Here is a 26639-nt window from a genome sequence, read left to right on the forward strand (position 1 = left end):
GAAAATATAAAAATAGATCCTTCGCTTTACTCTGGATGACAAATGGAGGTATTTATTTGCACCAATTAGTAGCGAAAATCCTTTCACCTTTTACCTTCAACCTTTTAGCTTATTTATTATCTTTGCGCTACTATGGCTAAAACAAACGACGAACAATTTAAAAATGTAATATCACACGCTAAGGAATACGGTTTTGTGTTTCAGAGCAGCGAAATATACGACGGTTTAAGTGCCGTTTACGACTACGGACAATTAGGTGCCGAATTAAAAAACAACATTAAAACTTACTGGTGGAAAGCAATGGTGCAGATGCACGAAAATATTGTGGGGATTGACTCAGCAATTTTTATGCATCCTAAAGTTTGGAAGGCCAGCGGACACGTTGATGGTTTTAACGACCCAATGATTGATAATAAGGATTCGAAAAAACGTTACCGTGCCGATCAGTTATTGGAAAACAAAATTGATGAACTATACTCGGAGTTGGCCAGTTTTAGTGCAGCTAACAAGGCTAAATTTGAAGAATTTCAACAAGGTATTTTAGCAAAAAGCGATGAAGACCAGGCTAGCTGGATTACAGGTTTTAGAAGTGAAACGGAAGTTTTAGATAGCGCACAACATCCTTTTACCGAAGAGGCAAGCTGGAAATTTGTAAGAAAAGGTTTGGCGCTTGAGGTTGAAATGAATTTGGCGCTTAAATCTGAAAACCTTGCACAACTAAAAGACTTAATTGTTGATTACAAAGTAATTTGTCCGATTTCCAAAACCTCTAACTGGACCGATGTGCGCCAGTTTAACTTGATGTTTAGCACTCAATTTGGTGCTATGGCAGAAGGTAGCGACGAAGTTTATCTTCGCCCAGAAACGGCACAAGGTATTTTTGTGAACTTCTTAAACGTACAGAAATCTGGAAGAATGAAGATTCCTTTCGGGATTGCGCAGATTGGTAAAGCATTTAGAAATGAAGTTATTGCTCGCCAGTTTATTATGCGTATGCGTGAGTTTGAACAAATGGAAATGCAATTTTTCGTTCGCCCAGGCGAGGATAAAAAATGGTTTGCCTATTGGAAAGAAGCTCGTTTAAAATGGCACCAAGCTTTGGGAACATCAACAGAGAAATATCGTTTCCACGACCATGTTAAATTAGCCCATTATGCTAACGCAGCAACGGATATCGAATTTGAATTCCCGTTTGGGTTTAAAGAAGTGGAAGGCATACACAGTAGAACTGATTTCGATTTAACTCAACACCAAGAGTTTTCTGGCAAGAAAATGCAGTATTTTGATAACGATTTAAACGAAGAGGGCAAGCCTTATGGCAATTATGTTCCATACGTTATCGAAACCTCGATCGGTTTAGACAGAATGTTCTTGTTAACGATGATTAATGCATTTGAGGAAGAAGATTTAAGCACAGCTGATAAACAAGACAGCAGAACCTTGTTACGTTTACACCCAGCTTTAGCGCCTTATAAGGTGGCTGTTTTCCCATTAACTAAAAAGGATGGCCTGCCAGAAAAAGCTCGTGAAATTATGGATAGACTGAAATTTGATTTCAACTGTATTTATGAGGAAAAAGATGCTATTGGTAAGCGTTACCGCAGACAAGATGCTATTGGTACACCGTTCTGCGTTACTGTAGATCACCAAACTTTAGAAGACGATACCGTTACTATTCGTCATCGAGATACGATGGAGCAACAACGTATAGAAATTAAAGAATTACATACTATTATTGAAGGTAAAGTTAGCTGGAGAAATTTGTTGGCTTAATAAATAATAAGGCTGTAGATTGCTAAAATCCTTGTTGAGTAAAACCGACAAGGATTTTTTTATTACTTTTAATTATGAAAAAGATGCTTCTAATATTTCTTCTAACGTTTAGCTTCAACTCAATATACGCTTGTTCTTGTGCACGAACTGCATTAGATGAGAAATTTAGATCGAACGATTTTGTAGCGCTGGCTAAAATCATTGAAGTTTTGCCAGATAAGAAAGACAAAGAATATCATAACATAGAAATTCAGATTATTAGCTTATATAAAGGAGAACAAGTTAAAAAACTTAAAATCCATAGTTGGTTAAGTAGTTCTTGTGCTTTTTATACTGAGAAAAATTCGACTTGGTTAATTTTCGCCTATAATTACAATGGCGAATTAAGGTTTGGTTACTGTTCTGGAGCTGTACAACAGGATCAAAAATTTGACCTGGTTAAATATCCCGATGCAGATGTTAGACACAAAGAAAATCTAGATTTGAAATTAGCAGTTTTAAGTTGGATAAAGAAAAGCAAAATGTCATTTAAAAATCAACATGAATTAAGCGTTTGGCTCCCAAAAGAAAATTTAGAAGTATTGAGGAATTTTAACGGAACCAAAAGCGATTTTGCTGTTGTAGAATATGAAATAGCTGAAGATATTAAGTTAAGAAAAACGACGTTGCTGAAAGGGTTTAATAACAAAAAGCTTTCTGCTATGCTCTTGAGTCAGCTTAAAAAGGCTGTTAAAGTTAACCATAGGACATTAAAAGAATTGCCCGAGAAAACAAAGGTATACGGTATCTATTATTTTTACCCAGAGGGGCCTTATGAAAGTTTTGTTTCAACTTATGATTTATAGAAATTAGATTCTAAAGCTTAAAAAACGTCAAATTGAGCCTGTCGAAATGTTTTGAGTCATCAAAAATCCTTCGACAGGCTCAGGATTGACATCTTCTATTACTATTCAACGAGGTAAGAAATTTTAAATCACCTTATCCAGCTCTTCTTCACTCCTAGCAATTACCGCAATATCTCCAGAAACTATAATTGGACGTTGAATTAAGATAGGATTTTTGTGCATAACTTCGATCCATTCGTCATCGCTTAGATCTTTGGATTTAAATTCATCTTTATAAAGCTTTTCCGTTACCCGAATTAGCTCAAAAGGTTTAATGCCCAATTTTTGGACAATTTCTTTCAATTCTTTAATACTTGGCGTTTGTTCCAAATAGTTAATCACTTCAAAGTCTTCGCCACTTTTTGTAAGTTCAGCTAATGCAATGCGACTTTTGGTGCAACTGTTATTATGGTAAATTGTAATCATATTTAATTTTTTCCGTACCAATCGTGTTGATCTACTCTTATTATTTCTGGTTGGCCAATAGCTGTTAAAATTCTCCTGGCGCCAACCAAAGTTACGCTTTGTCCGGCATCATAATTTAAAGCAGTCGGCACTAAACTACTCACCTTAACCATCCCGGCACTTTGAATAAATTCACCGTTGCCCATATATATTCCAGTATGCGAAACCCTTCCTCCATTAATGCCTCTTCGCTTTGCGGCAGAAAAGAAAAGCAAATCTCCAGCTTTTAAATTTTTAAGGCATTTTTCCACACTGATACTATCGTTTTCTAAAACATCCAACGCTGTACCAATTAATGCTTGTTGCGATGCATCTCTAGGAATAATTACACCATTTAAAAAATAGGCAGTTTTTGTAAAGCCACTACAATCTACACCTTTTAAAGAAGTACCACCCCACAAATAAGGAACGCCAATTAAAGTCTCAGCAGTTTTAATAATTGATTTCGCATTCGGGTTTAGTTCTTTCAACCATTTTTTATAAGGCATTACGTTTTTGGTTTCTAAATAAGCAATTCTACCATCCGGATAAATAACTTTACTCATCACTTTTCCGTAAGCTAGAATTTGCAAGATGTTACCTTTAACTAAATCAGATACTCGATAACCGTTTAACGTTGGTCCAGTATATGAATGCCCATAGTCTGCCGTAAAAATTACTTTCTCAGCACTCTGCCAAGCCTCAAACTGCTCTTTAGTCATGGGTTTTATCGCACTTCCATCCGTCCACGACAAATAATTATCAGGCGTTTTAACCAGATAAAAACCACCTTGTTTTTTTAAAATCCGCACTGGTGTTCCCAACAGCATTTGGGTCATCAGCTCTGCTGCGTGCTGAGGATTTGCCCTATTATTAGAAACCGATAAATTCGCTACACCGTACTCTAGTCCGCCTAAAGACTCATTGGGAACTAAAGTAGACTGAAATTTTAAGTTAGGAAGATTTGGTTTTACTTTATCAAATTCTTGCAAAGCGATGTTAGAACTACTCTCCAGCCAAACAGAATCTTGTTTAAATCGCAGGTTAAAATAAACCGATCTTTTATCTGGTGCATATTGTTTTTTTACCTGCTCTGCAATTTTGGTAAAAATTGCAGAATCTGTTTGCGCATTAAGCTTTAAACAAATAAAGCTTAACATAAAAACACCAACAATTTGTTTCATAGGTAGTAATTGATCTACTAAGTTACAATAAATTGGAAACACCTAAACAACGTAATTTAATCCTTACAAACACATTGGTTAAAGCTAATACAAACATTTTGGCCAAAATTTTGTTAAACTGATTTTATACTGAAACCATTTAAATTTACAAGATGCTCAAAAAATTACCTCTGCCGTTATGGACAATTGCTATTCCCATTTTAGCTTGGTTAGCCTATTTTTTACCGCTTGATGGGATAGGAACATTTAAAACAATTATACTTGTTTTTTTCTTGATAGGAAGCGTGTTATCGGCTGTTCATCATGCCGAAGTTGTAGCGCATAGAGTTGGTGAACCTTTTGGAACTTTAATTTTAGCACTAGCGGTAACAACGATAGAAGTTTCGTTAATTGTGTCTCTTATGCTTACTGGTGGGCCTGGCACCGAGGAACTTGCCAGAGATACTGTTTTTGCAGCGGTAATGATTATTCTTACAGGAATGGTGGGCATCTGCCTACTAGCAGGTGGCGTTAAATTTAAGCAGCAACGCTTCAGTTTAGATGGCGTTAAGGTTGCTTTAGTAGCTTTAACGGCTATTTTAACACTAACCCTTATTCTTCCTAACTACACCACAAGTATTAAAGGACCTTTTTACACCAATACGCAATTAATTTTTGTTGCTATTACCTCATTGATTTTATATGGCATATTTGTTTTAGTGCAAACCGTAAGGCATAGAGACTTTTTTCTTCCTCCGGGAAATGATGCTACCAGCATAGAAACACATGCCGAACCACCAACAAATAAAGTAGCGCTAAGTTCAGGACTACTCTTGCTAGTTTGCCTAGGAATTGTAGTATTGCTGGCAAAATCTTTGGCGCCAGATATAGAAAATGCCGTTATTAGTGCAGGTGCGCCGAAAGTGTTAGTTGGTGTAATTATAGCAGCGGTGGTTTTATTACCAGAAGGTTTAGCGGCCTATAGAGCGGCAAGAAAAAACAGACTACAAACCAGTTTGAATTTAGCACTAGGTTCGGCATTAGCTACAATCGGCTTAACTATTCCGGTAGTAGCCGTAGTATCAATTATCTCTGGATTGACGATTACGCTTGGTATTGACACCAAATCTATTGCGCTTTTATTGCTTTCGTTGTTTACCATTATGCTCTCCTTAGGTTCTGGCCGTACAAACATATTGCCGGGCGTAGTACTGCTGGTAATTTTTGCATCCTACTTATTTACTATTGTAGCACCATAGGTGATAATTTTAAAACTGCGCATTCGTTAAGTTATAAATTTTCTTAAACACAAATCAATAGCTACATTTGCGTGCTATAGAAATTGCAACAACAACGAATGCCCAGTAACGCTATAATATTAGGATGAGAAAACTAGCACTTAAAGTGATAGACTTTTTCTATCCTCCATTTAAGAGATGGTTCTCCTTACATACGTTTAGGTACATGGCCAGCGGTGGTACAACGGTTGCTACCGGAATTGTCGGTTACTACATCATCTACAATTTCATTTTACACCAAGAGGATGTACATGTCGGTAATTTTTTAATAACCGCACCTATTGCCGCGTTAATTCTCGAATCGGCAGTAACATTTTCTGTGGGCTTTATGCTGAACAAGTATTTGGTATTTACCCAATCGAACCTTAAAGGAAGAATTCAGTTGTTTAGATATGCAACCGTTTACGGTACAAATATCTTATTAAATTATGCGTTGATGAAAATCTTAATAGAGGGATTTTTATTTTATCCGACCATTGCAAAAGCTTGCATAACTTTAATTTTAGCTGTTTTCAGTTATTTTTCTCAGAAATATTTCACGTTCAAGGTTAAGAAGCATTAACTATTAATAAAGCCTAAAATATACTTCAAGGTTTGCGCTTGGCGTTCGGCTCTGGTTATAGTTACCCTTTTATCGCAAAGCTGAAAACCATAATAGCCACCTGAGCGTGATTAAATCCCACTATTTCTATATAATTCGCTTTATTGCAAAAGCTCTTGTTAACTAAACCTGACCTACGCGAAAATCCTTTTAGCAAAGCGAAGGTTTGCAAAACCAAAGCGCTAAAAGATTGAAGCATGGGCAGGACAAGGGCAACCTAGAGCGCATAGAAATTGCTTTTCTAATTAATATGATACTAATCATTTAAGCGTAAAACCGCATTCTTTTTTTTGGATTACTAGCTTTAAGAAGCTATTTTAGCCATTATACATATACACATGCAATATGAGTGATTTTAATGATTTTAATAATCAACAAGTAGCCAAATTGCCTAAACATTTGAGGCAATTTATAGTTGAGCAACACTACGAGAAATACACGCCGATTGACCAAGCGGTTTGGCGTTATGTGATGCGTCAAAATTATAGCTATTTAAAGCATGTGGCGTATTATCCGTATATAAAAGGTTTGCAAAGAGCAGGATTAAGCATTGAATACATTCCGGATTTGCAAACCATGAACGACAATTTGGGTAAAATTGGTTGGGGCGCAGTTACGGTTGATGGCTTTATTCCGCCAGCGGCATTTATGGAATACCAAGCGCACCGTGTATTGGTTATTGCGGCAGATATTAGACAGATTAACCATATCGAATACACACCTGCACCAGATATTATTCATGAAAGTGCTGGTCATGCGCCCATTATTGCCGATACCGACTACAACAATTACTTAAGTTATTTTGGCTCTATTGGCGCAAAAGCAATGTTTAGCAGCAAGGATTTTGAACTTTATGAGGCAATTAGAAAGCTTTCTATTTTAAAGGAAGCGGTTAATGGCGATGAAGAAGAAATTGCGAAGGCAGAAAAAACGTTGCGCAATATTGCAGACAACATGGGCGAACCGTCTGAAATGGCCTTGCTTGGCCGGTTACATTGGTGGACGGTAGAATATGGTTTGATTGGCACATTAGAAGATCCTAAAATTTACGGCGCAGGCTTACTTTCTTCTATCGGCGAAAGCGCAACTTGTATGAACCCGGATATAAAAAAAATCTGGTACAATCTGGATACGATTAATTATCAATACGATATTACGAAACAACAACCGCAATTATTTGTAACACCTACCTTTCAGAATTTAATTGATGTTTTAGAAGCATTTGCTAACACAATGGCGTTTAGACGCGGTGGTAGTGAAAGCATATTAAAGGCAATTGAATGTAAAAACCCAAGCACGGCGGTATACAGTTCAGGCCTGCAGGTAACGGGAATTTTTACCGATTTAGGGATGGATAAAGATGATGAGCTTACGTTTTTAAAAACAACCGGCCCATCTGCTTTAGCATTTAATGGGGAACAGTTGGATGGCCATGGTAAAAATTATCATGCAGATGGTTTTTCTTCACCCGTTGGTAAATTAAAAGGTTTTAAAAAGCTTTTGGAAGAATTTGACAATCAGGATTTAATTGATGCAGGTATTGGCATAGCTGAATTAGCAACTTTAAATTTTGAAAGTGGAATTACCGTTGTTGGTAAGGTAAAAGAGATTGTAAGCAAAGCTGATAAAGTAATTTTAATCGCATTTGAAGATTGTACAGTTACCGAAGAAAACGGAAATATATTGTTCAAGCCAGAATGGGGCGTTTATGATATGGCGGTTGGAGATAAAATAATTTCGGTATTTAATGGCGCTGCAGATAAAGACGCATACGAGGAAATTGTTTTTGTAAGTAAGGAACAAACTCATAAGGTTATTTACGACGAGCCTACCCAAAAACTTCATAGCTTGTACCAGCAAGTAAGAAGTTTTAGAGAGGGTGTGGCCGATTTAACCGAATTGAAAAGAATTTTTGCAACATTAAAAACAAATTACAGAGCAGACTGGCTTTGTGCATTGGAAATTTTGGAAATTGTTTACCATAAGCAATTGGATGCCGATTTTGAAAAAGAACTTAGGGTTTACCTAGAGATGAAAGCCAATAGCGAAGCGGATTATACAAAATTGATTAATGATGGCTTACACGTTATTGCCAATCCGGTTACGCAACTAATAAACGAGGAAGACTAAATTGTTTTAGGTTGTAAGTTATGCGTTTTAAGTTAACGTAAAACTTACAACTTATAACTTATAACTTTACCAAATGAACATAATTATTACAGGCGCTAGCAGCGGAATTGGTTTTGAAGCTGCACTAGAGCTTACATTAGACAGTAAAAACAAAGTCGTTTGCATTGCCCGCTCAGCAGATAAATTAAGAAAGCTCCTGGAAATAGCTAAGCAAATCAATCCAGAGTGTACGCTTTTACCTGTAGAATTTGATTTAATAAACGACGATTACGCTGCTTTAGCTCCATTTTTAAAACAACAGTTGGGTAAGGTTGATATTTTAATAAACAATGCCGGACAACTGATAAACAAATCGTTTTTAGAAACAACAGAGGCTGATTTAGCAACAATGCTAGAAACCAATGTGATGAGCCATTTTAAAATGATTAAATGCACATTACCTTTTATGGAAGCTGGTGCACACATTGTTAACATTGGTAGCATGGGCGGATTTCAGGGGAGTATTAAATTCGCTGGCTTAGCAGCTTATTCTGCCAGCAAAAGCGCATTACATACATTAACAGAATGTTTGGCCTTAGAATTGGCACCAAGTGGCATAAAAGTTAACTGTTTAGCTTTGGGTTCTGCGCAAACAGAAATGCTGGAAACTGCATTTCCGGGTTACGAAAGCCCTGTACTAGCTTTTGAAATGGGCAAATACGTGGCCGATTTTGCTCGAACCGGACACAAGTTTTTTAATGGAAAGACCTTGCCAGTTGCCGTAACTACACCATAGCTGTGATAAAGTAATTAATTGATAGTTAAAACATTTTCGGTTAACATTTGTTGCCTAATTTTCAATAAACTAAAAACGAAAATCAATTTTTATGGAAAACAGCAACCTAACGACCACAGACAACGGCAAAACCGCTGCAATTATCAGTTACTTTACAATTATTGGATGGCTAATTGCCTACTTTGCAATGCACAAAGATAACCGCACTGCCATAGGAGGTTATCATTTAAGACAAACATTACTTTTCCATATTGTTTCCATCATTTTGTCATGGGGATTAGGGTTTGTAGTCGGTATTATTATTTTCGCTACAGGAATTGTTGCACTTGCCTATTTAATGTACATTATCTATTTAGGTTTGTTTATTGTTTGGATAATTGGGTTAATTGGAGCAATTAACAACGAAGCTAAACCAATGCCTATTATCGGCGAAAAAGCACAATCGATGTTCGCTACTATCTAAAAAAATTAGAATTTATTTCGAAGCCTCGATAATTTATCGGGGCTTTTTTCGTTAACGGCTTCAATAACAAACAAGTTATCAACATCTTACCTGCTTTGTGTTTTTTTCCTATCTTTGGAAACTTAATATGAGAAAAACAATATTCATCCTTTGTTTAGTTGGCTTGTTTTCTATTACGGCTAACGCACAAGACAATAGCTCTCTCCCATCGAGATATAAATCTATGATGGAGAAAATACTAAGTAAAATCCCTACGGTTTCCAATTCGCCAAGTTCGCAGTTGTTAGATTTTGCAAAATCTATGTTGGGCACGCCTTACAGATATGCATCAAGTAATCCAGAAAAAGGTTTTGATTGTTCTGGTTTTGTAAACTACGTTTTTAGCAACTTTGGCTTCAAAGTTCCTCGTTCTTCTCCAGAGTTTGTAAAAGCTGGTGTACCGGTTAAATTAGATGAAGCTAAAGTAGGCGACGTGTTAATTTTTACAGGTTCGAACCCAAAAGTTAGACGCGTTGGCCACGTCGGAATCATTTATTCGATAGATAAAGATGGAATAAAATTTATCCATTCTAGTTCTGGAAAAGCAAATGGCGTTACAATTACCGAGTTAAATGGTTATTATAAAAGTCGCTTTTTAAAGGCGGTTTCTATAGTAGAGTAATCGGTTTTTAAAGCAAAACGATTTTAAGTGCATCAATAACATTACCGCTTGCTAAAAGCTGATGCGCTAATTCATGCAGTTCCCTTTCTCTGTTTGTTGCATCGCCAATTGTGGCATCTAAAATATCTTTTACCTTAGCATTCCATTGTATATCGTCTATTTCTTCGGCAGATGGTAGTTGTTCTATATTGCCTAGCATACCCAAATCATTACCCGTTAACACCTTAGAGTTACGAACAGAAACTGGCAAAGCATCAACACCGATACCTAAAGTAGTTAGAGGTTTTGCTACTTTAAATAAACTTTCTGGTGTAACTCTGCAATACCAATCTCCACCTAAACGAGCTACCAAATCTATTTTTTGCTGATCTATTTTACCTTCGCTATCTAAAATTTCTTCTTTAATATGAATTAATTTTATCTCGGCTAATATAAGATTTCCTGCTCCATGCTGATCTCCTAAGGCAATAACTTCTTTAACAGCACATTCTAATTGTACTGGTGCTTCTGCAACTCGTGGCGGTTTTACCAAATGCGATTCTAACATACTAAAACCTGCCTTTTCAAACTCATTTATACCTTTCCCATATTCGGTGCTGGCTAAACTCATTTGTTGCACCATGCTATAGTCAACAATATTAATAACGCATTCTTTTACGACTAATACATTTTCTAAAGTATGCTTTGTGGTGTTATCTCGCACTCTCCTAGCTGGAGAAAAAATACACATGGGTGGATTTGTGCTAAACATATTAAAAAAACTAAACGGACTTAGGTTAATATTTCCTTCGGCGTCTATAGTAGAGGCAAAACATATCGGACGTGGTGCAATAGCATATTGCAAATAGTTTTGCAAATGAACGGGAGAGAGATCTGATGTGTTTAGTGTTAGCATTTATAAAAGTTGAAATGTTGGAATGTTTTGGATTGATGAAACCGTTGTAAAATGAAATTGTTGTAAAATTGGAGTGTTAAAAGAGGCAAACAAATTGAGATATCAAAAGTTGATTAGGCACTCAAATAATCCCCTTTTTTAAAGCTTTCTTTTTCTTCTCAAAATCCCTTAAATAATCTATAAAACGTTTTGCTTTTGCAGAAAATTCTATGGCTTTTGTATATAGTAACAGATAATCTTCTTCCTTTATTTTATTGGCTTCTTTTTGAATGATTACCTTATTTCTAAATTCTCCAGATGAACCCTTTGCATAGGTCAGAAATCTAATAAAATCAGGATTATTATTATATTCAAAACCTTCTGCAACATTGTCTGATATTGACATCGCAGCTCTTCTAAATTGATCTTTCAATCCAAAATCTGATTTCATAGGCTCTAAATCGGAAATTCGTTAAGCTTCTATAGCAATTTGTTTACCAATTTGCCATATTTCTAAATCTTCAAACCTATCAATTTTTCCCATTTTTTTGATGCGCTGTTAATTCTAAACATTCCAACATTTTAATCATTAAACATTGTAACGCTTTAAATTTTCTTTAAAGCCAACAAAGAAAAATCAGTATCAACCTTGGTAATAATATTTGTTAAACTGCCTAATCCAGTGATTTCCATTTCTACGTCATCGCCTGCTTGCAACCATTGTACTTTATAGTTTGGATCGTTTAATATACCTGTGCCATTTAATTCTAAGAAACAGCCTGTACCAACGGTTCCAGAACCAATTACATCGCCAGGTAAAATATCTACACCATAAGCGCAACGTTCAATAATTTCAGCAAACGTCCAATCCATGTCGGCCATATTCCCTGCAGAAACTTCAATTCCGTTTACACGACAAGTCATTTTTAAGTTGTAAGCATTACCTACATGGTTTGCTTTCGGTGCCACTTTGTACTTTTCTAATTCATCTGGTGTTACCAGCCAAGGACCAATAACGGTAGAAAAATCTTTGCCTTTAGCCGGACCTAAATTTAAAAGCATTTCTTCCATTTGCAGGGTACGAGCGCTCATATCATTCATAATCGTATATCCAGCAATATAATCATCTGCCTCTGCAGCCTTTATGTTCCTGCCCTTTTTACCAATAACAACGGCCACTTCAAGTTCAAAATCTAATTTTTGGAAATGGTCTGGCATACATTCAATTTCACCAGGCCCCTGAATGGCATTATGGTTGGTAAAATAGAAAATTGGATATTGATCAAATTCGGCAATCATATCTACCTTTCTGTTTCTTCTGGCCGCTGCAACATGTTGGCGAAAAGCATAACCGTCTCTACAAGAAGTAGGATGCGGAACTGGTGCCAATATTTGATAAAAAACTTCTTCCTTAGGTGTTAACGTACCACTTATTATATCCTCGTTAATTTGCTTAGCTCGCTCCATCAAGGGTTCTCCACCTTGAAGAAATTCAGCCATATTATCTGGAATTAACTTATTGCAAGAATTTAGGTTGTAAATATGTCCGTTAACAAAAATACCTAAATGTTCAACGTCTTCAGTTTTATAGGATACTAGTTTCATATGATATCTGGTTAAGAATATACGGTAAAGCTAAGGAATAGAATAAGGTTTAAAAATTTTTATTCCAGTTAAATTATAAATCCCTTCAAATCAGCTTTGCTTTATTTTTTTGTAAAACTGATGATTTCATCGCCATGCGCCATTAAAATAACTGAAGTAAGGTTTACGAAAATGCCATGCGCCAAAACACCTACAATTTGATCTAATTCGCTGGCCAAAACTGTTGGATTATCAATTAATCCGAAATCCGTATCAAAAATACAATTGCCGTTATCGGTTACAAATACTTTGTCGTTTTTTATCCGTTTTACGGGATGGCTACTCAACTTTTGCAATGCTTTAAAAACATAAGCTTCCGCGTTCGGATTAAACTCAATCGGCACCTTAAATGCACCAAGTTTTTCAACCCTTTTACTGCTATCGGTGATAATGATACTCTTCTTACTTAATGAAGCCATTACTTTCTCCCTGAACAAAGCACCTCCGCCACCTTTTATCAACTCAAGGTTTGCCGTAAACTCATCTGCTCCGTCTATACTAATATCTATGGAACTTGCTTCTCCTAAAGCTAGTAATGGAATACCCAACGAAATAGCTAGCGCTTTAGTTGCTTCGGAACTTGGAACGGCTTGAATTTTGAGACCGTTTGCTATCAGCTTTGCTAACTGTTGTATTGCTAAGGTTGCCGTAGAGCCTGTTCCTAAACCAACTATGTCTCCGTCATTTACAAAAGTTATTGCCTTTTCGGCTACTGCTAATTTTTCGTTGTTTTGATTTTCATTAGACATATTTAAAAGTATGAATTAATTTGTACTTAATGTTTAAAAGCCTAATTTAGCCGAGGTAAAATGATTAGCACAACCAAATATCAAAATCGTACGGCAAGCGAAGTTCTTGCTGCCTTTAGATATGCTATGCTATCTAAAATCATCTTTGCTCAATATTCTTTCTAGCTATTCCTTAGCATCACTACAAAACGTTTTAACGTTTTAATCGTTATATATTTACAGTCTAACCAAATACCTACAGCTATGCCTATATATCATACCTTAGGAACTATTCCACCGAAACGACATACAGTTTTTCGTAAACCAGATGGCAATTTGTATGCTGAGGAATTGGTTTCTACCGAAGGGTTTTCTAGTTTATATTCATTGGTATACCACTGCCATCCCCCAACTATTGTAAAAGAATTGGGCGAACCATATAATGTTGAGCCTAAAATTGCTAGAGAGAAACATTTAAGACATACCAGCTTAATCGGTTTTAACATTAAGCCTGTTGATGATTACTTAGAAAGTCGGAAGCCAGTTTTGGTGAATAGCGATTTACATATTTCTTTAGCTGCACCCCGGAAATCGATGACCGATTATTTCTATAAAAACAGTCAGGCTGATGAAGTTATCTTTATACACGAGGGTACTGGAACGTTGAAAACTGGCTTCGGAAAAATCAAATTTGAATATGGAGATTATTTGGTTATCCCCAGAGGAACTATTTACCAATTAGAATTTAACGATGAGAAAAATCGATTATTCATTGTAGAAAGTTTTAGCCCTATAAGAACTCCAAAACGATACCGCAATCAGTTTGGTCAATTAGAAGAGCACTCGCCATATTGCGAAAGAGATATAAAACGTCCTCAAGATTTAGAAACAATTGATGAACTTGGAGACTTTAAAGTATTGATTAAAAAACAAGGTATCATGTACCCGTATACTTACGGCACTCATCCTTTCGATTTTGTCGGTTGGGATGGGTTTCATTATCCTTGGGCATTTTCTATACATGATTTTGAACCAATAACCGGCCGATTGCACCAGCCTCCGCCAGTACACCAAACTTTTGAAGGACACAATTTTGTGATCTGCTCTTTCGTACCTCGTAAATACGATTACCATCCGTTATCAATACCGGCACCTTACAACCATAGTAATGTAGATAGCGATGAGGTTTTGTATTACGTAGATGGCGATTTTATGAGTCGTAAAAGCGTGGTAAAAGGTCAAATTACCTTACACCCTGGCGGTATCCCACACGGTCCTCACCCCGGAACGGTAGAAAAATCTATCGGTAAAGAAAGTACTGAAGAATTAGCTGTAATGATTGATCCTTTTAGACCATTAATGTTAACGCAAGATGCTGTTGATATTGAAGATGAAAGCTACCATACTAGCTGGCAAATAAATGTCGAATAGCGCTATGCGTCTTGCGTAAAGCGTTTAATACGCCAACCGCTAAACGCCAAACTTTTTAATTTTAAATCCATGACAACACAAACATTCGCAGAAAAAATAGCAAAAGCACAAGATTTTCTTCCTATTAACGGAACAGATTATATAGAATTTTATGTAGGAAATGCCAAGCAAGCTGCACATTATTATAAAACAGCATTTGGCTTCCAGTCTTTAGCTTATGCCGGTCCAGAAACTGGCGTTAGAGATCGAGCATCATACGTTTTACAACAAGGAAAAATTAGGCTGATTTTAACTACAGCTTTAAAATCGGATAATCCGATTGCCGAACATGTAAAAACGCATGGCGATGGGGTTAAAATTTTAGCACTTTGGGTTGATGATGCTTATAGCGCTTTCGAAGAAACTACAAAACGGGGCGCTAAACCTTATTTACAGCCTCAAACTTTAACAGATGAGCATGGCGAAGTGAAAATGAGCGGAATTTACACTTACGGCGAGACTGTACACATGTTCATAGAACGTAAGAACTATAATGGAATTTTTATGCCTGGCTATCGCGAATGGAAAAGCGAGTACAATCCAACTGACGCAGGGCTACTTTATATCGACCATTGCGTGGGCAACGTGGGTTGGAACCGGATGAATGAAACCGTAAAATGGTACGAAGAAGTAATGGGATTCGTAAACATACTTTCTTTTGACGATAAACAAATCAATACTGAATATTCTGCTTTGATGAGCAAGGTGATGAGTAACGGAAATGGTTTTTCTAAATTTCCGATAAACGAACCTGCAGAGGGAAAGAAAAAATCGCAAATTGAAGAATATTTGGAGTTTTATGAGGGCGAAGGCGTGCAACACATTGCCGTAGCAACAAAAGATATAGTTAAAACGGTAACAGAATTAAAAGCTAGAGGCGTAGAATTTTTAAGCGCACCCCCGGAAGCCTATTATGAAATGATGCCAACACGTGTAGGAGAAATTGACGAGGAAGTAGAGTTGCTTAAGAGTTTAGGAATTTTAGTAGACTGCGACGAAGAGGGTTATTTGCTACAAATTTTCACAAAACCTGTAGAAGATAGACCAACCCTTTTCTTCGAAATTATACAAAGGAAAGGCGCACAATCTTTTGGCGCTGGTAATTTCAAGGCATTATTTGAATCTCTAGAAAGAGAGCAAGAGCTAAGAGGTAATTTGTAGACTATCTTGTCGTCATTGTCAGTTTAGCTGACGATGACGACAAAAATTTTAACAATGCCCTAAAGCATAATAAATTATCACAAAAATTAGTATGGTCGATAAACAGCCACCGCCTAATTTTTTGGCGCCATAACCGGCAATAATAGTTCTAAAAAAGTTATTCATAAGTTTAAGTTTGATATTAAACCATTTGAGTGTGTAAATAGTTTTGTATGCAATAAATATTATTCCGAATATTAGCTGAGGCGATAAAAAAAACAAACTAAAACCATCATTTTTGTGTTATTTTGTTATTTTTGAAACTCACGGAAAACGTTTTAGATGTACGCAAATGCCATAGAAAGATCAAAGTTATTTTTACATCATTTAAGATTAGCTTTTAAACTTTTCCAAAAAAACGATCCTCTACGTTTAGCGGGTGCGACAGCTTTTTTTGCAAACTTCGCCCTTCCTCCTATTTTGCTTATCCTGATCAGATTGTTTGGCTTTTTTGTAGACAGAAGGATGCTTGCTAAACAACTGTTAGAAAGATTAGCCAGTATTTTTGATGATAGCGGAACTGCTCAAATTAGAGATACGCTAATTAACATTAGAGGAATAGACCAAAATTGGTGGGGAACTGTACTTAGTTTTATCTTTTTCATTTTTGTTGCCACCACACTTTTCAGTGTTATAAAAAATTCGATGGAACAAATTTGGAGTTTAGGTGTAAACGATAAATTGGGCATATTATTTACGCTAAAATTACGTGGCCGATCGATGATAATTATCTTACTAGCGGGAATATTGTTTTTTGTAGGATTAGTTACAGATAGTATTCAAGGCTTTATTGGTACTTACATTAATAACGCATCTCCCACTTTCGGCAGAATTTTCCTATCCGTACTAAATCAATTACTTTTTGTTGCAATTGTAACAGTCTGGTTTACCGTATTATTCAGATTTTTAACCAATGGCCGACCAAGCTGGAAAACCGCTATCAGGGGTGGCATATTAACTGGGGTACTTTTTACTTTAGGGAAATATATTTTAAGAATCATGCTTCCGCTAAGTAATATTGGCAATATTTATGGAGCATCTGGTTCTATCATCCTAATCATGCTGTTTGTCTTTTACTCGTCGTTTATTTTTTACTATGGCGCTTGTTTTGTAAAAGTTTTAAGCGAGGCTGGCAACGGAATAAGACCAATAAAAGGTGCATTCTTATATGAATTAAAGGAAATTCAAAAAGAAGATTAAGAACTTAGTATTATCAAAGCCATCAAAATTTTAGGCAAAAAAAAATTGGATGAACAATAAAGTCCATCCAATTTTAGCATAAGGCATTAATATTTTAGAACAATCTGTAACCAATGCCCAGCGTAAATAAACTCAGTTTAGTTTCGCCGTAACCAGCCTTGTTCAAATCGGTAAGACCTAATTCATATCTCAGATCGAAGTTTAACTTTTTAATATCTAAACCAGCACCAAATTGCCACGCGAAAGCCTGATCCTTAAATCTTCCATTAAAAATGTTTGATGCTGCATTACCAAAACTTTGGTCCTCATTTAAAATAAACGATACAACCGGGCCGGTATTTAAACGCACACCAATACCTGCGGCACCAATCTTAGTTCCAACCAAAACCGGAACATCTAAACTTGTAAACTTTACTTTATTTTCTTCTCCTGTGCTACTTACCAGCGTTGTATTTTTTCCAGATAAATAAAGCTCTGGTTGCAAATGAATGCCCGCAGCGCCGATTCTTGCCCATACCCCTGCATAATAACCAGCTTGATTATCGCTACTAAAAGTGTTTTCGGTACTAAATTTAGAAAGGTTTAAACCTCCTTTTAATCCAAACTGGAAAGATGGTAAAACTTGTGAGAATGCCATAGTGGAGCAAAAAAGCAACACGAATAGTAAGTTAATTTTTTTCATAAAATGATTAATTTAGAGATGATTTCAATTCAAAAATAACGATATTTTTAACTATTAAGTAAATAATACAATTATATACGCCTGTTTGTTTAACTTCAATTTATATTTAATTATACATTTGCGTTTTGTTTTTGATGGAGTTCGAATTTAATGTGTATGCTGTTTTTCTGATAGTATGTGGGTGTTTATCCATAGTACTGGCAAACATCATTTATAGGCGTGGAGAAAACATTGTAAGATGGTTCTCCATTATGATGCTTGCAAATGCAATTTGGTCTATAGGTTACGGACTTGAACTTTCTAGCAGTACGCTATCTCAAATTAAATTTCTAATAAGTATAGAGTATATTGGTATCACAACCTTACCGTTACTCTGGTTTATTTTCTGCTTGTATTTTTGTGGTAAGGAAGCTTGGATAAAGAAAAAACGGAACATTCTTTCTATAGCTATAGTTCCTGTTATAACAATGCTAATGGTGTGGACAAATTCTTACCACCACCTGTATTATAAAAGTATTGCCGTAAATTATGCTGGCCCCTTTCCAATGGCAGATTTAACTCGGGCTCCTTGGTATTTTGTATTTACCTTATATTTCTACATCCTGTTAGCATGCGGAACTTTTCTGATCGTTCAAAAATTCCGGTCTTCTGACAGGATTTACCGAAATCAAAATTACATCGTTATAATAGCCGCCTTTTTACCGTGGATATCCAATATCGTGTATATGGTAGGAATTAGGCCTTTCGGTTTTATAGACCTTACGCCTTTTGCATTCATGTTTGCCATCTTTCTAATTTTTGTAGGCGTTTACCGGTTTAAGCTTTTTGATATTATACCCATCGCCAGAGAGAAAGTTTTAGAACTAATGCATGATGGCTTTATCGTTTTAGATCATAAAAACAGAATTATAGATTACAATAAATCTCTGCTCAGATACATAGAAAACCTTAAGACAAGTAATTTGGTTGGTGTAAATATCAAAGAAATTTTCCCTAAAGAAACGCTGTTGCTAAAGCATATTGAAAATCACGAACCGGGAAATTTTGATTTAAGTTTAGAAATTCGTCAGGAGATAATTTACCTGAACGTAGACTTGATTTTTCTGAATGAAAATAAAATCAGCGATAATTTCAGTATTATAAAATTGCAGGATTTAACGCACATAAAAAGAGAATCAATTTTAAACGAAAAGCAAGCAACGGAGCTTAAAAAACTCAATCAACAAAAGGACAGAATTTTTTCTATTATCTCTCATGATTTACGCGGACCATTAGTTAACCTTTCGGAAGTTTTGAAGATGACAAACGACGGTTCTATTAGTGCAGAAGAATTTAAATCGCTAATCCCAACGTTAGGAAAAGATATTATTTACACAACAGATTTACTCGAAAACTTGTTACACTGGTCTAGAAGCCAATTAAAGGGTTACGGGATTAAAAAAGAGAGTTTTAACCTGCGAAATCTTATTATAAACGAGATAAATTACCATCTGCCCTCTGCATCGGCTAAAAAAATAAACATCATTCATGATGTATTTCCAGGCGAGATGGTTTACGCAGATATGTTGATGGTACAAATTGTTATCAGAAACATCTTAAACAACGCTATCAAATTCTGCGTAGAACATTGCGAAATTGTTATAACCGCCAGTTACCAAAAAGACCATAAAATGTTGGTCCGTATAAAAGATAACGGCATTGGTATTTCTAAAAATAAATTAAAGCAGATTTTTGCTGGCGACAATAGTACACGTGGTACAGCCAACGAAAGGGGAACTGGCTTGGGACTAATGGTATGTAAAGAATTTATGGAACGTAATAACGGTACGATCGCCGTAGAAAGTAAAGAAGGTATAGGCTCAACGTTCTCTATAACTATACCTACGGATGAAAATATGCACCCCTCCTAAAAAGGGTGCATATTAAATATTATTGTCCGGTAACTTCGTTAATGGCTTGTTGCTCTTTAAGTGCATCCACATTATTTTTATTACCAAAGTTTTGGGTTTTATCTGCAAAATAAGCTAAAATATCAACTATAGAGTCTAGATTATCTGCAACTCTTTGGTGCATATCAGGCAAATCTTTATCAAGTTTCTTATCACCCAATTCGATATTATCTACTTCAATTTTTCCTATTTTTTGAATTATTGCTTGTTGCGAATGTTGTAAGTCTTCCAGTTCCCTTACAATCTTTTCCATCAATTCAAACTTCTTTAAGGTATCCATATTTTCTGTTTTTAATTTTAACTATTGTTTTCTTTACAACACTTTCAGGCCAAAAAAGTTTGTTTTTTAGTTTAAATGCATAAAGAGATTTGCAATTAAAATAAATAACTAATAAATTAGTTTAAAATATCAAACAATGAAAAATCTCCTTTTTTGCTTAGCCTTTTCGTTTTTGTGCGCAACTGTCTTTGCACAAAGCCCAGCCTTAGATAAAGAAAAACTATTAGATTTTTACCAGTCGCAACGCTATGCCGAAGCTGCACAATACTTACAAAGTGTATACCCTAACGATACACAAGATGTAAAAGCTTTAACGCAAATGGCCTATTGCAATATGATGGCGGGCAAACTTCCGGATGCAGAAAAGAATTACCTAAAAATAAATGCCATCCAACCAAATACTTTACCTGTTTTATTTAGCTTGGCAAATATTAACGCAAGGCGAGGAAATAAAATTAAAACGAAATCTTACTTAGAAGAGATAATAAAAACAGACAGCACGAATTTTAATGCCTATAAGCAAATTGCCGATTATGCAGAGGATGATTCTGCTAAAACTGCATACCTAAAAATAGCTAATGCTTTAAACAGAGTTGATGCAGATGTTGCGTACGAATTGGCAAATCAATACAGCAAAGCAAAAATGTACCAGCCAGCCTACGACGTTCTTAAAATAGCTATACAGGCAGACACAAGTCACTTTGTTTTGCAACAAGCACAGTTACCAATTGCCTTACAGCTAAACAAGTATAAAGAGGTTGTAACCATAGGCGAAAAGCTTTTACTATCTAGCGCTAATCCAAATACACTTTCGACTGTTGCAAAAGCCTACTTTTTTTTGAAGAACTATAACAAAGCACTGGCCTCGTTTAAAATTTTGGAGCAATCTGGTATGCTTAATGAAAGTAATTTGTACTTTATGTCTTTATGCTATCGCGAATTAAAGAACTACGATAAAGCTACTGAATATGCAAAAAAGACGATAGAAGAAGGCATTTCTGGTAACACCCCACTTTACTATGCATTATTGGGCGGAATTTTAGAAGAACGAAATCAAAATTTAAATGCAGCTACTGCTTATAAAAGGGGTTTAACTTTTGGCGATTATAACACACTTTATTACAGGCTAGGTGTACTTTACGATTTTAAGCTAAATCAAGCTAAAAATGCTACCAATTACTACGCTCTTTACTTAAAAAGCAAACCAGACACACTAAAAGAAAAAGAGCAAATAGATTATAGCAAGGAAAGAATTACTACAATTACAACATCTAAAGCTGTTCAAAAATAGGTTTTACGTCGGTCCAAAACTCGTCTAATGCTATAATTCTTGGTTTTAAGAATGATATAAGCGTTGGCCAATCTTGTTGTTTAAATATGCTTACACCTTGTATTGTTTTAGAAATCTGCGCAAAGGGTACGCCATATTCGTTTGTTGCATTTAATTCCCAATCCCATTCTTCGTTTAGTGTGTTGGTAAAGATAGATTTTAAGGCTAAAAACTGCTCAAAAAACTGTTGTCTGGCTACCTCATCCTGATGTTGGATATTGATAGAGATAGTTGCCTCTTTCTGGCCAGCATCCATTTTAAAAAAAATGTTTTTTACACCCGTTTTGTAATTAACCCAATTTATAGTTAAGCCTTCGGCTGAAGGAATAGGCTTTAAATACTTGCCGAAAGTAATCCAGAATTGTTGCCGTAGCTTTGATGCCTCTTCTTTACTATACATTATTTGTTCGATGCATCTTTGACAAAATCCTATAGATATTGTCAAAGATTATTTTTTTTAAAAATCTTCAGTTTTTTACCGAACCTTCGTGTTTAAACCTGATAGAACGAAAATCCTTTTTTGTTACACCGCCCTTCCAAACGCTTAGGGCAACTGTGCAAAAAAGATTGCAGTGAAAGCAGGACTGACTCTTCAAAAGAACTACAAATTTGCTTTTCTAAAAATTTTTGTCCCTTGATTTAAACTACTTATTTCCCATTAACCTTGCCACATACTTACCGATAATATCAAATTCTAAATTAACGGTGTCGCCAATTTTAACTTCGTGCAAGTTTGTATGCTCGTGAGTGTATGGAATAATAAAAACCGAAAACTCATTGGATTGAGAATTAACTACCGTTAAGCTAATTCCATTAACACAGATGGAGCCTTTTTCTACCGTAACGTTGCCCAAAGATGCATTATAATTGAAGCGATACTCCCAACTTCCTTCTAATTCATTTACTAAAATACAAGTTGCAGTTTGGTCTACGTGGCCTTGTACAATATGGCCATCTAAACGAGCATTCATTTGCATACATCGTTCTAGATTAACTTTGCTGCCCACTATCAAATTGCCCAAGCTGGTTTTGTTCAGCGTTTCTTCAATTGCGGTAACCGTGTGCGATCCATCAGCAAGCGAAACTACCGTTAAGCAAACACCGTTGTGCGCTACGCTTTGATCTACTTTAAGTTCGTTACTTATTGCAGACGATACCGTAAAATGGATATTTGTTCCTTCTTTTACTATATTTTTAATTTCTCCGAGCGTTTCAATTATCCCTGTAAACATTTTTTTAGGTTATGTCTGATTGAACTTGGCGAAACATTTTAAGAAAATCTTTCTTGTGGCTCATAACGACAATTCATTAATTATAGTTTTTCCTGTTTTTTGTCCAATTGCTGGTTTGCGCAGTATTTTGAGTAGCCGTAACAATTTTACCTTTGTCTTTTTGCAACAATAATACCCCTGTTATTGCAGCCAATAATGCTTCTCGTTCATCGTCTTCTTTTAAACTATCGGCATTAAAATACTTGCTTACAAAATGTGTATCAAATTTGCCAGATGTGAACGCTTCATGTTGCATTACAAATTTACCAAAGCTTAACGTAGTTTGTATGCCTGTAATGTCATATTCATCAATTGCCCTAACCATTCTCGCTATCGCCTCTGTTCTGGTAGCGCCATAAGTTATTAATTTGGCAATCATCGGATCGTAGTAAATCGGTATTTCCATACCTTCTTCAAAGCCATCATCAACCCTAACACCATTACCTTTTGGGGTACTATAAGTTTGCAATGTACCTATATCAGGCAAAAAGGCATTTAAGGGATCTTCTGCGTAAACACGTAATTCTACCGCATGCCCGTTAATTTTCAAATCCTCTTGTTTAAAGGACAACACCTCGCCTTTGGCAATTTTGATTTGTTCTTTTACCAAATCTAAGCCAGTTATCATTTCGGTAACCGGATGCTCTACTTGCAATCTGGTATTCATCTCTAGGAAGAAAAAGTCAAGATTTTCATCTAGGATAAATTCAACGGTTCCGGCGCCAACATAATTCACAGACCGAGCAACATCTACGGCGCATTTACCCATTTTTTCTCGTATTTCTGGTGTTAGCACAGCTGATGGAGCTTCTTCGACTACTTTTTGGTGCCTGCGCTGTATAGAGCACTCCCGCTCAAAAAGATGAACAATATTGCCATGGGTATCTCCCAAAACCTGAATTTCTATATGGCGTGGCGACGTAACATAACGCTCAATAAATACAGCTCCGTCTCCAAAAGCCGAAGTTGCCTCGCTAACCGCCAAATGCATTTGTTCTTCAAAGTCATCAACTTTTTCTACAATACGCATTCCTTTTCCGCCGCCACCGGCTGCCGCTTTAATTAAAATCGGGAACCCAACTTCTACCGCCCTAAGTTTAGCTTCGCTTATATCGGTTATCGCTTCTTCGGTACCAGGAACCATAGGTATATTATACTTTAGCGCTGCTGCTTTTGCCGAAAGTTTATTGCCCATAATCTCCATAGCTTGGGGCGTTGGGCCGATTAAAATTAGCCCTGCGTCCGCAACTGCTTTCGCAAAGCCTGCATTTTCCGACAAAAACCCATATCCGGGATGAATAGCTTGTGCGCCAGTTGTTTTACAAGCTGCTATTATTTTCTCGCCAACTAAATAAGACTGATTTGAAGGCGCCGGACCAATGCATATGGCTTCATCAGCATACCGAACATGCAATGCATTTCTATCCGCTTCAGAAAAAACAGCAACGGTTTTGATGTCCATTTCTTTAGCGGACCGCATAATACGCAAAGCGATTTCTCCCCTATTGGCAACTAATATTTTGGTGATATTTAAATCGAGCTTACTCATATTAAATATTAAGTTTCGTAATTATTTCTATGGTTTCATCTATCGCAGCCGCAGCTACATCTAAATGTGTAACAAACCTAACCGTTTTATTTGATGTAGCATTACAAAGAACTCCCTTATTTGTCAATGCTTTTACTACACTATCAACTTTTAAATTTGGTGTAATATCAAACAGCACAATATTGGTTTCTACCGGCATAACACTACTAACAAAACTAGCGTTAGTTAAGGTTGCTGCCAAAGCCTTAGCGTGGCTATGATCTGTTGCTAATCTTTTAACATGGTTATCTAACGCATAAATGCCGGCGGCCGCTAAAAAACCAGCTTGCCTCATCCCTCCTCCTAAAACCTTTCTTATTTTTCTCGCCTTTTTTATAGTTTGCGCATCACTTAAAAAAACAGAACCTACCGGCGCACCCAGACCTTTAGATAGGCAAACAGAAATGCCATCAAAGTATTTGCCGTAGTCTTTTGCTTTGTTTCCGGTTGCAACGAGCGCATTGAAAATTCTGGCGCCATCTAAATGCAATTTAATACCCTTTATAGCGCAAAGGTTATGTATAGGTTCTATCTGCGATAGCGTATAACATTTTCCACCACCTTTGTTTACCGTATTCTCTAACACTACCAAACTCGAATTTGGATAATGGATATTGTCTTCGTTAATTTCAGGTTCAATCATTTCTGGCGTTAAAATACCTCGTTCGCCGTTTAGCAAGCGTACCGACGCCAATGAATTATAGGCGATTCCCCCACCCTCGTAGCGGTAAACATGAGCAGTTTGGTCGCATATAACTTCATCCATAGGGTTAGTAAAGCATTTAATGGCAATTTGGTTACTCATTGTACCAGAAGGACAAAACATCGCCGCTTCCATATTAAACATCGTCGCCAACTTCTCTTCCAACGCATTTACCGTTTCATCCTCGCCAAAAACGTCGTCGCCAACTTTGGCACTCATCATCGCATCCAACATGCCGGCGGTTGGCTTAGTTACTGTATCGCTTCTAAAATCTATCATTATTATTTGTTGTATAGCTGGAAGTTAAAAATGTTCCAATTTTCAGCAGTTTCTATTTAGCTATAAATTTATAAAAATCTGCGAATTCTCTAGCCCAAAACCATTCTTGATGTTTGCCGTCAGCTTTATCGACTAAAACGACATTTTCATTTTTACCAAGGGGATTTAAAATACCGTATACATTTTCCATATCAATCAACATCTTTTCACTTTCAAGAGCTCCGGCAACAAAGTAAATTTTATGCGCTTTTAATTTCGAAACTCCACTTTTTAAATCGTCAATCATTTTTTTTGCTATCCAAAATGCGGGAGAGAACACACCAGCATTGCCAAAAACTTTTGGATACTCCGTAACTGCATACATAGAAATTAAACCACCCATAGAACTGCCAGCAACCGTGGTATTTTTAAAATTTGATTTTGTCCTATAATTTTTATCTACAAAAGGTTTTAAAGTTTCAGCCAAAAAAGCAACGTATCGCTTTCCTTTCCCAGAGCCATATTCACTATCATAAGGATTATATTCCGTTAATCGCTCTGTGCCCCCATGGTCTACGCCAACTACAATAAATTCTTTTCCGCCTTTTAAAGCAACACTATCCAAAAATTCGTCAATTTTCCACTCGCCAAAACCACTTGTTGCTGCATCGAACAAATTTTGCCCGTCATGCATATAGATTACTGGGTAAGATTTCTTTGAAGTACTATAGGATGGTGGCAGATAAATCCATACCCTTCTTTTTTTATTAAGTTGAGGGATGAAAAATGCACTGTCAAGCAATTTTACATTTTTTGAAGCTGTATGTTTTATTGGCTCCTTTTCCAATTCATCGGCCCAATTTAAAACAGAAATATAGACTATCGTATCCTTAACTAATTTCAAACTTCTATTTGCTTTGGGATTTCCCTCCGCATCACTTTCTGCCTTTTCCCAATTTCCTCTAGTAATTTTATATTCGTAGTTACCTGCCGGGATATTTTTAATCAATTCGAATTGATCAGCTATCCTTTTAAAACTATACGATGAATCACGGGGATTCCAGTTATTAAAGCTCCCTGCTACAAAAAAAGTTGGCAGGCTATCTTTACTCTTAGGAACGCCGTTTAGTCTAAACGCTAACCTAATTTGCGAAAAGAGCGCAAATGGTAGAAATAGAACGGCAAAAAATAATGTGATTTTTTTCATAGATAGTCCTAATTTATAATGATTTAACAAATAAGTAGAAATAATTACTTTTTTTATCATTTA

The 26639-nt window shown here is 36.2% G+C and carries 26 protein-coding genes; 13 read left to right on the plus strand and 13 right to left on the minus strand.

The window, feature by feature from the left end:
• Nucleotides 1–132: 132 nt before the first annotated feature.
• Together DUT69_RS14300 and DUT69_RS14305 are read left to right on the plus strand one after the other, a co-directional pair.
• Complete coding sequence (locus DUT69_RS14300; protein ID WP_113653922.1) at nt 133–1773, plus strand: glycine--tRNA ligase; 1641 nt, start codon at nt 133–135, stop codon at nt 1771–1773.
• 209 nt (nt 1774–1982) lie between these two features.
• Nucleotides 1983–2618 carry a hypothetical protein gene (locus DUT69_RS14305; RefSeq protein WP_240186727.1) on the plus strand — a complete coding sequence of 212 codons (636 nt, stop codon included), beginning with the start codon at nt 1983–1985 and terminating at the stop codon, nt 2616–2618.
• A gap of 123 nt (nt 2619–2741) precedes the next feature.
• On the opposite strand, the gene arsC is transcribed toward DUT69_RS14305, so the two are convergent.
• Together arsC and DUT69_RS14315 are read right to left on the minus strand one after the other, a co-directional pair.
• Entirely contained in the window at nt 2742–3083 is a 342-nt protein-coding gene (gene arsC / locus DUT69_RS14310) for an arsenate reductase (glutaredoxin) (RefSeq protein WP_113653924.1), read from the minus strand.
• Between the two features lie 2 nt (nt 3084–3085).
• The gene (locus DUT69_RS14315; protein WP_113653925.1) at nt 3086–4285 is read right to left on the minus strand and encodes a C40 family peptidase; all 1200 of its coding nucleotides are present in this window, start codon (nt 4283–4285) and stop codon (nt 3086–3088) included.
• 152 nt (nt 4286–4437) lie between these two features.
• On the opposite strand from DUT69_RS14315, the gene DUT69_RS14320 reads away from it, so the two are divergent.
• From DUT69_RS14320 to DUT69_RS14345, 6 genes are all read left to right on the plus strand, one after another.
• Entirely contained in the window at nt 4438–5523 is a 1086-nt protein-coding gene (locus tag DUT69_RS14320; protein WP_113653926.1) for a calcium:proton antiporter, read from the plus strand.
• Nucleotides 5524–5647: 124 nt separating this feature from the next.
• Complete coding sequence (locus DUT69_RS14325) at nt 5648–6124, plus strand: GtrA family protein (protein WP_113653927.1); 477 nt, start codon at nt 5648–5650, stop codon at nt 6122–6124.
• A gap of 384 nt (nt 6125–6508) precedes the next feature.
• Nucleotides 6509–8293: an aromatic amino acid hydroxylase gene (locus DUT69_RS14330; protein ID WP_113653928.1), complete on the plus strand. Its 1785-nt coding sequence runs from the start codon at nt 6509–6511 to the stop codon at nt 8291–8293.
• Nucleotides 8294–8366: 73 nt separating this feature from the next.
• Nucleotides 8367–9068 carry an SDR family NAD(P)-dependent oxidoreductase gene (locus DUT69_RS14335; protein ID WP_113653929.1) on the plus strand — a complete coding sequence of 234 codons (702 nt, stop codon included), beginning with the start codon at nt 8367–8369 and terminating at the stop codon, nt 9066–9068.
• A gap of 91 nt (nt 9069–9159) precedes the next feature.
• Nucleotides 9160–9531: a hypothetical protein gene (locus tag DUT69_RS14340; RefSeq protein WP_113653930.1), complete on the plus strand. Its 372-nt coding sequence runs from the start codon at nt 9160–9162 to the stop codon at nt 9529–9531.
• A 127-nt stretch (nt 9532–9658) separates the two neighbouring features.
• Entirely contained in the window at nt 9659–10192 is a 534-nt protein-coding gene (locus DUT69_RS14345; RefSeq protein ID WP_113653931.1) for a C40 family peptidase, read from the plus strand.
• A 7-nt stretch (nt 10193–10199) separates the two neighbouring features.
• Here DUT69_RS14345 and DUT69_RS14350 read toward each other — a convergent pair whose 3' ends face one another.
• From DUT69_RS14350 to rpiA, 4 genes are all read right to left on the minus strand, one after another.
• Nucleotides 10200–11087, minus strand: coding sequence for a flavin reductase family protein (locus DUT69_RS14350; RefSeq protein ID WP_113653932.1), 888 nt, complete (start codon nt 11085–11087; stop codon nt 10200–10202).
• Between the two features lie 121 nt (nt 11088–11208).
• On the minus strand, nt 11209–11517 hold the full coding sequence (locus DUT69_RS14355) for a four helix bundle protein (RefSeq protein WP_240186728.1): 309 nt from the start codon (nt 11515–11517) through the stop codon (nt 11209–11211).
• Nucleotides 11518–11672: 155 nt separating this feature from the next.
• Nucleotides 11673–12671, minus strand: coding sequence for a fumarylacetoacetate hydrolase family protein (locus tag DUT69_RS14360; RefSeq protein WP_113653933.1), 999 nt, complete (start codon nt 12669–12671; stop codon nt 11673–11675).
• 101 nt (nt 12672–12772) lie between these two features.
• Nucleotides 12773–13459, minus strand: coding sequence for a ribose-5-phosphate isomerase RpiA (gene rpiA / locus DUT69_RS14365; protein ID WP_113653934.1), 687 nt, complete (start codon nt 13457–13459; stop codon nt 12773–12775).
• Between the two features lie 243 nt (nt 13460–13702).
• On the opposite strand from rpiA, the gene DUT69_RS14370 reads away from it, so the two are divergent.
• From DUT69_RS14370 to DUT69_RS14380, 3 genes are all read left to right on the plus strand, one after another.
• On the plus strand, nt 13703–14869 hold the full coding sequence (locus DUT69_RS14370; protein ID WP_113653935.1) for a homogentisate 1,2-dioxygenase: 1167 nt from the start codon (nt 13703–13705) through the stop codon (nt 14867–14869).
• 69 nt (nt 14870–14938) lie between these two features.
• Nucleotides 14939–16069, plus strand: coding sequence for a 4-hydroxyphenylpyruvate dioxygenase (gene hppD / locus DUT69_RS14375; RefSeq protein ID WP_113653936.1), 1131 nt, complete (start codon nt 14939–14941; stop codon nt 16067–16069).
• A 321-nt stretch (nt 16070–16390) separates the two neighbouring features.
• The gene (locus tag DUT69_RS14380; protein WP_113653937.1) at nt 16391–17308 is read left to right on the plus strand and encodes a YihY/virulence factor BrkB family protein; all 918 of its coding nucleotides are present in this window, start codon (nt 16391–16393) and stop codon (nt 17306–17308) included.
• Nucleotides 17309–17402: 94 nt separating this feature from the next.
• Here DUT69_RS14380 and DUT69_RS14385 read toward each other — a convergent pair whose 3' ends face one another.
• Complete coding sequence (locus DUT69_RS14385; protein WP_113653938.1) at nt 17403–17990, minus strand: porin family protein; 588 nt, start codon at nt 17988–17990, stop codon at nt 17403–17405.
• A gap of 134 nt (nt 17991–18124) precedes the next feature.
• Between DUT69_RS14385 and DUT69_RS14390 the strand changes: the two genes are divergently transcribed.
• On the plus strand, nt 18125–19900 hold the full coding sequence (locus DUT69_RS14390) for a sensor histidine kinase (RefSeq protein ID WP_113653939.1): 1776 nt from the start codon (nt 18125–18127) through the stop codon (nt 19898–19900).
• Nucleotides 19901–19919: 19 nt separating this feature from the next.
• On the opposite strand, the gene DUT69_RS14395 is transcribed toward DUT69_RS14390, so the two are convergent.
• Nucleotides 19920–20219 (minus strand): hypothetical protein, encoded by a 300-nt coding sequence (locus tag DUT69_RS14395; RefSeq protein ID WP_113653940.1) that lies wholly within the window; start codon nt 20217–20219, stop codon nt 19920–19922.
• A 136-nt stretch (nt 20220–20355) separates the two neighbouring features.
• Here DUT69_RS14395 and DUT69_RS14400 point away from each other — a divergent pair, with 136 nt between their 5' ends.
• Entirely contained in the window at nt 20356–21510 is a 1155-nt protein-coding gene (locus tag DUT69_RS14400; RefSeq protein ID WP_113653941.1) for a tetratricopeptide repeat protein, read from the plus strand.
• Here DUT69_RS14400 and DUT69_RS14405 read toward each other — a convergent pair.
• From DUT69_RS14405 to DUT69_RS14425, 5 genes are all read right to left on the minus strand, one after another.
• The gene (locus DUT69_RS14405) at nt 21491–21949 is read right to left on the minus strand and encodes a DUF4268 domain-containing protein (protein ID WP_113653942.1); all 459 of its coding nucleotides are present in this window, start codon (nt 21947–21949) and stop codon (nt 21491–21493) included. The genes DUT69_RS14400 and DUT69_RS14405 overlap by 20 nt on opposite strands.
• A 244-nt stretch (nt 21950–22193) precedes the next feature.
• On the minus strand, nt 22194–22781 hold the full coding sequence (locus DUT69_RS14410; protein ID WP_113653943.1) for a riboflavin synthase: 588 nt from the start codon (nt 22779–22781) through the stop codon (nt 22194–22196).
• Nucleotides 22782–22857: 76 nt separating this feature from the next.
• Nucleotides 22858–24369 (minus strand): acetyl-CoA carboxylase biotin carboxylase subunit, encoded by a 1512-nt coding sequence (gene accC, locus DUT69_RS14415; RefSeq protein WP_113653944.1) that lies wholly within the window; start codon nt 24367–24369, stop codon nt 22858–22860.
• Nucleotide 24370: 1 nt separating this feature from the next.
• Nucleotides 24371–25390 (minus strand): threonine aldolase family protein, encoded by a 1020-nt coding sequence (locus DUT69_RS14420; protein ID WP_113653945.1) that lies wholly within the window; start codon nt 25388–25390, stop codon nt 24371–24373.
• A gap of 52 nt (nt 25391–25442) precedes the next feature.
• Nucleotides 25443–26636: an alpha/beta hydrolase-fold protein gene (locus DUT69_RS14425; protein ID WP_113653946.1), complete on the minus strand. Its 1194-nt coding sequence runs from the start codon at nt 26634–26636 to the stop codon at nt 25443–25445.
• Nucleotides 26637–26639: the final 3 nt, after the last annotated feature.

It is taken from the genome of Pedobacter namyangjuensis, from assembly GCF_003313325.1.
GTDB classification, from domain to species: Bacteria; Bacteroidota; Bacteroidia; order Sphingobacteriales; family Sphingobacteriaceae; genus Pedobacter; species Pedobacter namyangjuensis.

What these genes read in the sequence shown, in the direction of transcription:
- DUT69_RS14410 (WP_113653943.1), bottom strand. Translation starts at nt 22,781, where the DNA reads ATGTTTACAGGGATAATTGAAACGCTCGGAGAAATTAAAAATATAGTA.
- DUT69_RS14315 (WP_113653925.1), bottom strand. Translation starts at nt 4,285, where the DNA reads ATGAAACAAATTGTTGGTGTTTTTATGTTAAGCTTTATTTGTTTAAAG.
- DUT69_RS14325 (WP_113653927.1), top strand. Translation starts at nt 5,648, where the DNA reads ATGAGAAAACTAGCACTTAAAGTGATAGACTTTTTCTATCCTCCATTT.
- DUT69_RS14340 (WP_113653930.1), top strand. Translation starts at nt 9,160, where the DNA reads ATGGAAAACAGCAACCTAACGACCACAGACAACGGCAAAACCGCTGCA.
- rpiA (WP_113653934.1), bottom strand. Translation starts at nt 13,459, where the DNA reads ATGTCTAATGAAAATCAAAACAACGAAAAATTAGCAGTAGCCGAAAAG.
- accC (WP_113653944.1), bottom strand. Translation starts at nt 24,369, where the DNA reads ATGAGTAAGCTCGATTTAAATATCACCAAAATATTAGTTGCCAATAGG.
- DUT69_RS14300 (WP_113653922.1), top strand. Translation starts at nt 133, where the DNA reads ATGGCTAAAACAAACGACGAACAATTTAAAAATGTAATATCACACGCT.
- DUT69_RS14405 (WP_113653942.1), bottom strand. Translation starts at nt 21,949, where the DNA reads ATGTATAGTAAAGAAGAGGCATCAAAGCTACGGCAACAATTCTGGATT.
- DUT69_RS14345 (WP_113653931.1), top strand. Translation starts at nt 9,659, where the DNA reads ATGAGAAAAACAATATTCATCCTTTGTTTAGTTGGCTTGTTTTCTATT.
- DUT69_RS14320 (WP_113653926.1), top strand. Translation starts at nt 4,438, where the DNA reads ATGCTCAAAAAATTACCTCTGCCGTTATGGACAATTGCTATTCCCATT.
- arsC (WP_113653924.1), bottom strand. Translation starts at nt 3,083, where the DNA reads ATGATTACAATTTACCATAATAACAGTTGCACCAAAAGTCGCATTGCA.
- DUT69_RS14350 (WP_113653932.1), bottom strand. Translation starts at nt 11,087, where the DNA reads ATGCTAACACTAAACACATCAGATCTCTCTCCCGTTCATTTGCAAAAC.
- DUT69_RS14330 (WP_113653928.1), top strand. Translation starts at nt 6,509, where the DNA reads ATGAGTGATTTTAATGATTTTAATAATCAACAAGTAGCCAAATTGCCT.
- DUT69_RS14420 (WP_113653945.1), bottom strand. Translation starts at nt 25,390, where the DNA reads ATGATAGATTTTAGAAGCGATACAGTAACTAAGCCAACCGCCGGCATG.
- DUT69_RS14390 (WP_113653939.1), top strand. Translation starts at nt 18,125, where the DNA reads ATGGAGTTCGAATTTAATGTGTATGCTGTTTTTCTGATAGTATGTGGG.
- DUT69_RS14355 (WP_240186728.1), bottom strand. Translation starts at nt 11,517, where the DNA reads ATGAAATCAGATTTTGGATTGAAAGATCAATTTAGAAGAGCTGCGATG.
- DUT69_RS14400 (WP_113653941.1), top strand. Translation starts at nt 20,356, where the DNA reads ATGAAAAATCTCCTTTTTTGCTTAGCCTTTTCGTTTTTGTGCGCAACT.
- DUT69_RS14385 (WP_113653938.1), bottom strand. Translation starts at nt 17,990, where the DNA reads ATGAAAAAAATTAACTTACTATTCGTGTTGCTTTTTTGCTCCACTATG.
- DUT69_RS14370 (WP_113653935.1), top strand. Translation starts at nt 13,703, where the DNA reads ATGCCTATATATCATACCTTAGGAACTATTCCACCGAAACGACATACA.
- DUT69_RS14335 (WP_113653929.1), top strand. Translation starts at nt 8,367, where the DNA reads ATGAACATAATTATTACAGGCGCTAGCAGCGGAATTGGTTTTGAAGCT.
- DUT69_RS14360 (WP_113653933.1), bottom strand. Translation starts at nt 12,671, where the DNA reads ATGAAACTAGTATCCTATAAAACTGAAGACGTTGAACATTTAGGTATT.
- DUT69_RS14380 (WP_113653937.1), top strand. Translation starts at nt 16,391, where the DNA reads ATGTACGCAAATGCCATAGAAAGATCAAAGTTATTTTTACATCATTTA.
- hppD (WP_113653936.1), top strand. Translation starts at nt 14,939, where the DNA reads ATGACAACACAAACATTCGCAGAAAAAATAGCAAAAGCACAAGATTTT.
- DUT69_RS14425 (WP_113653946.1), bottom strand. Translation starts at nt 26,636, where the DNA reads ATGATAAAAAAAGTAATTATTTCTACTTATTTGTTAAATCATTATAAA.
- DUT69_RS14395 (WP_113653940.1), bottom strand. Translation starts at nt 20,219, where the DNA reads ATGGATACCTTAAAGAAGTTTGAATTGATGGAAAAGATTGTAAGGGAA.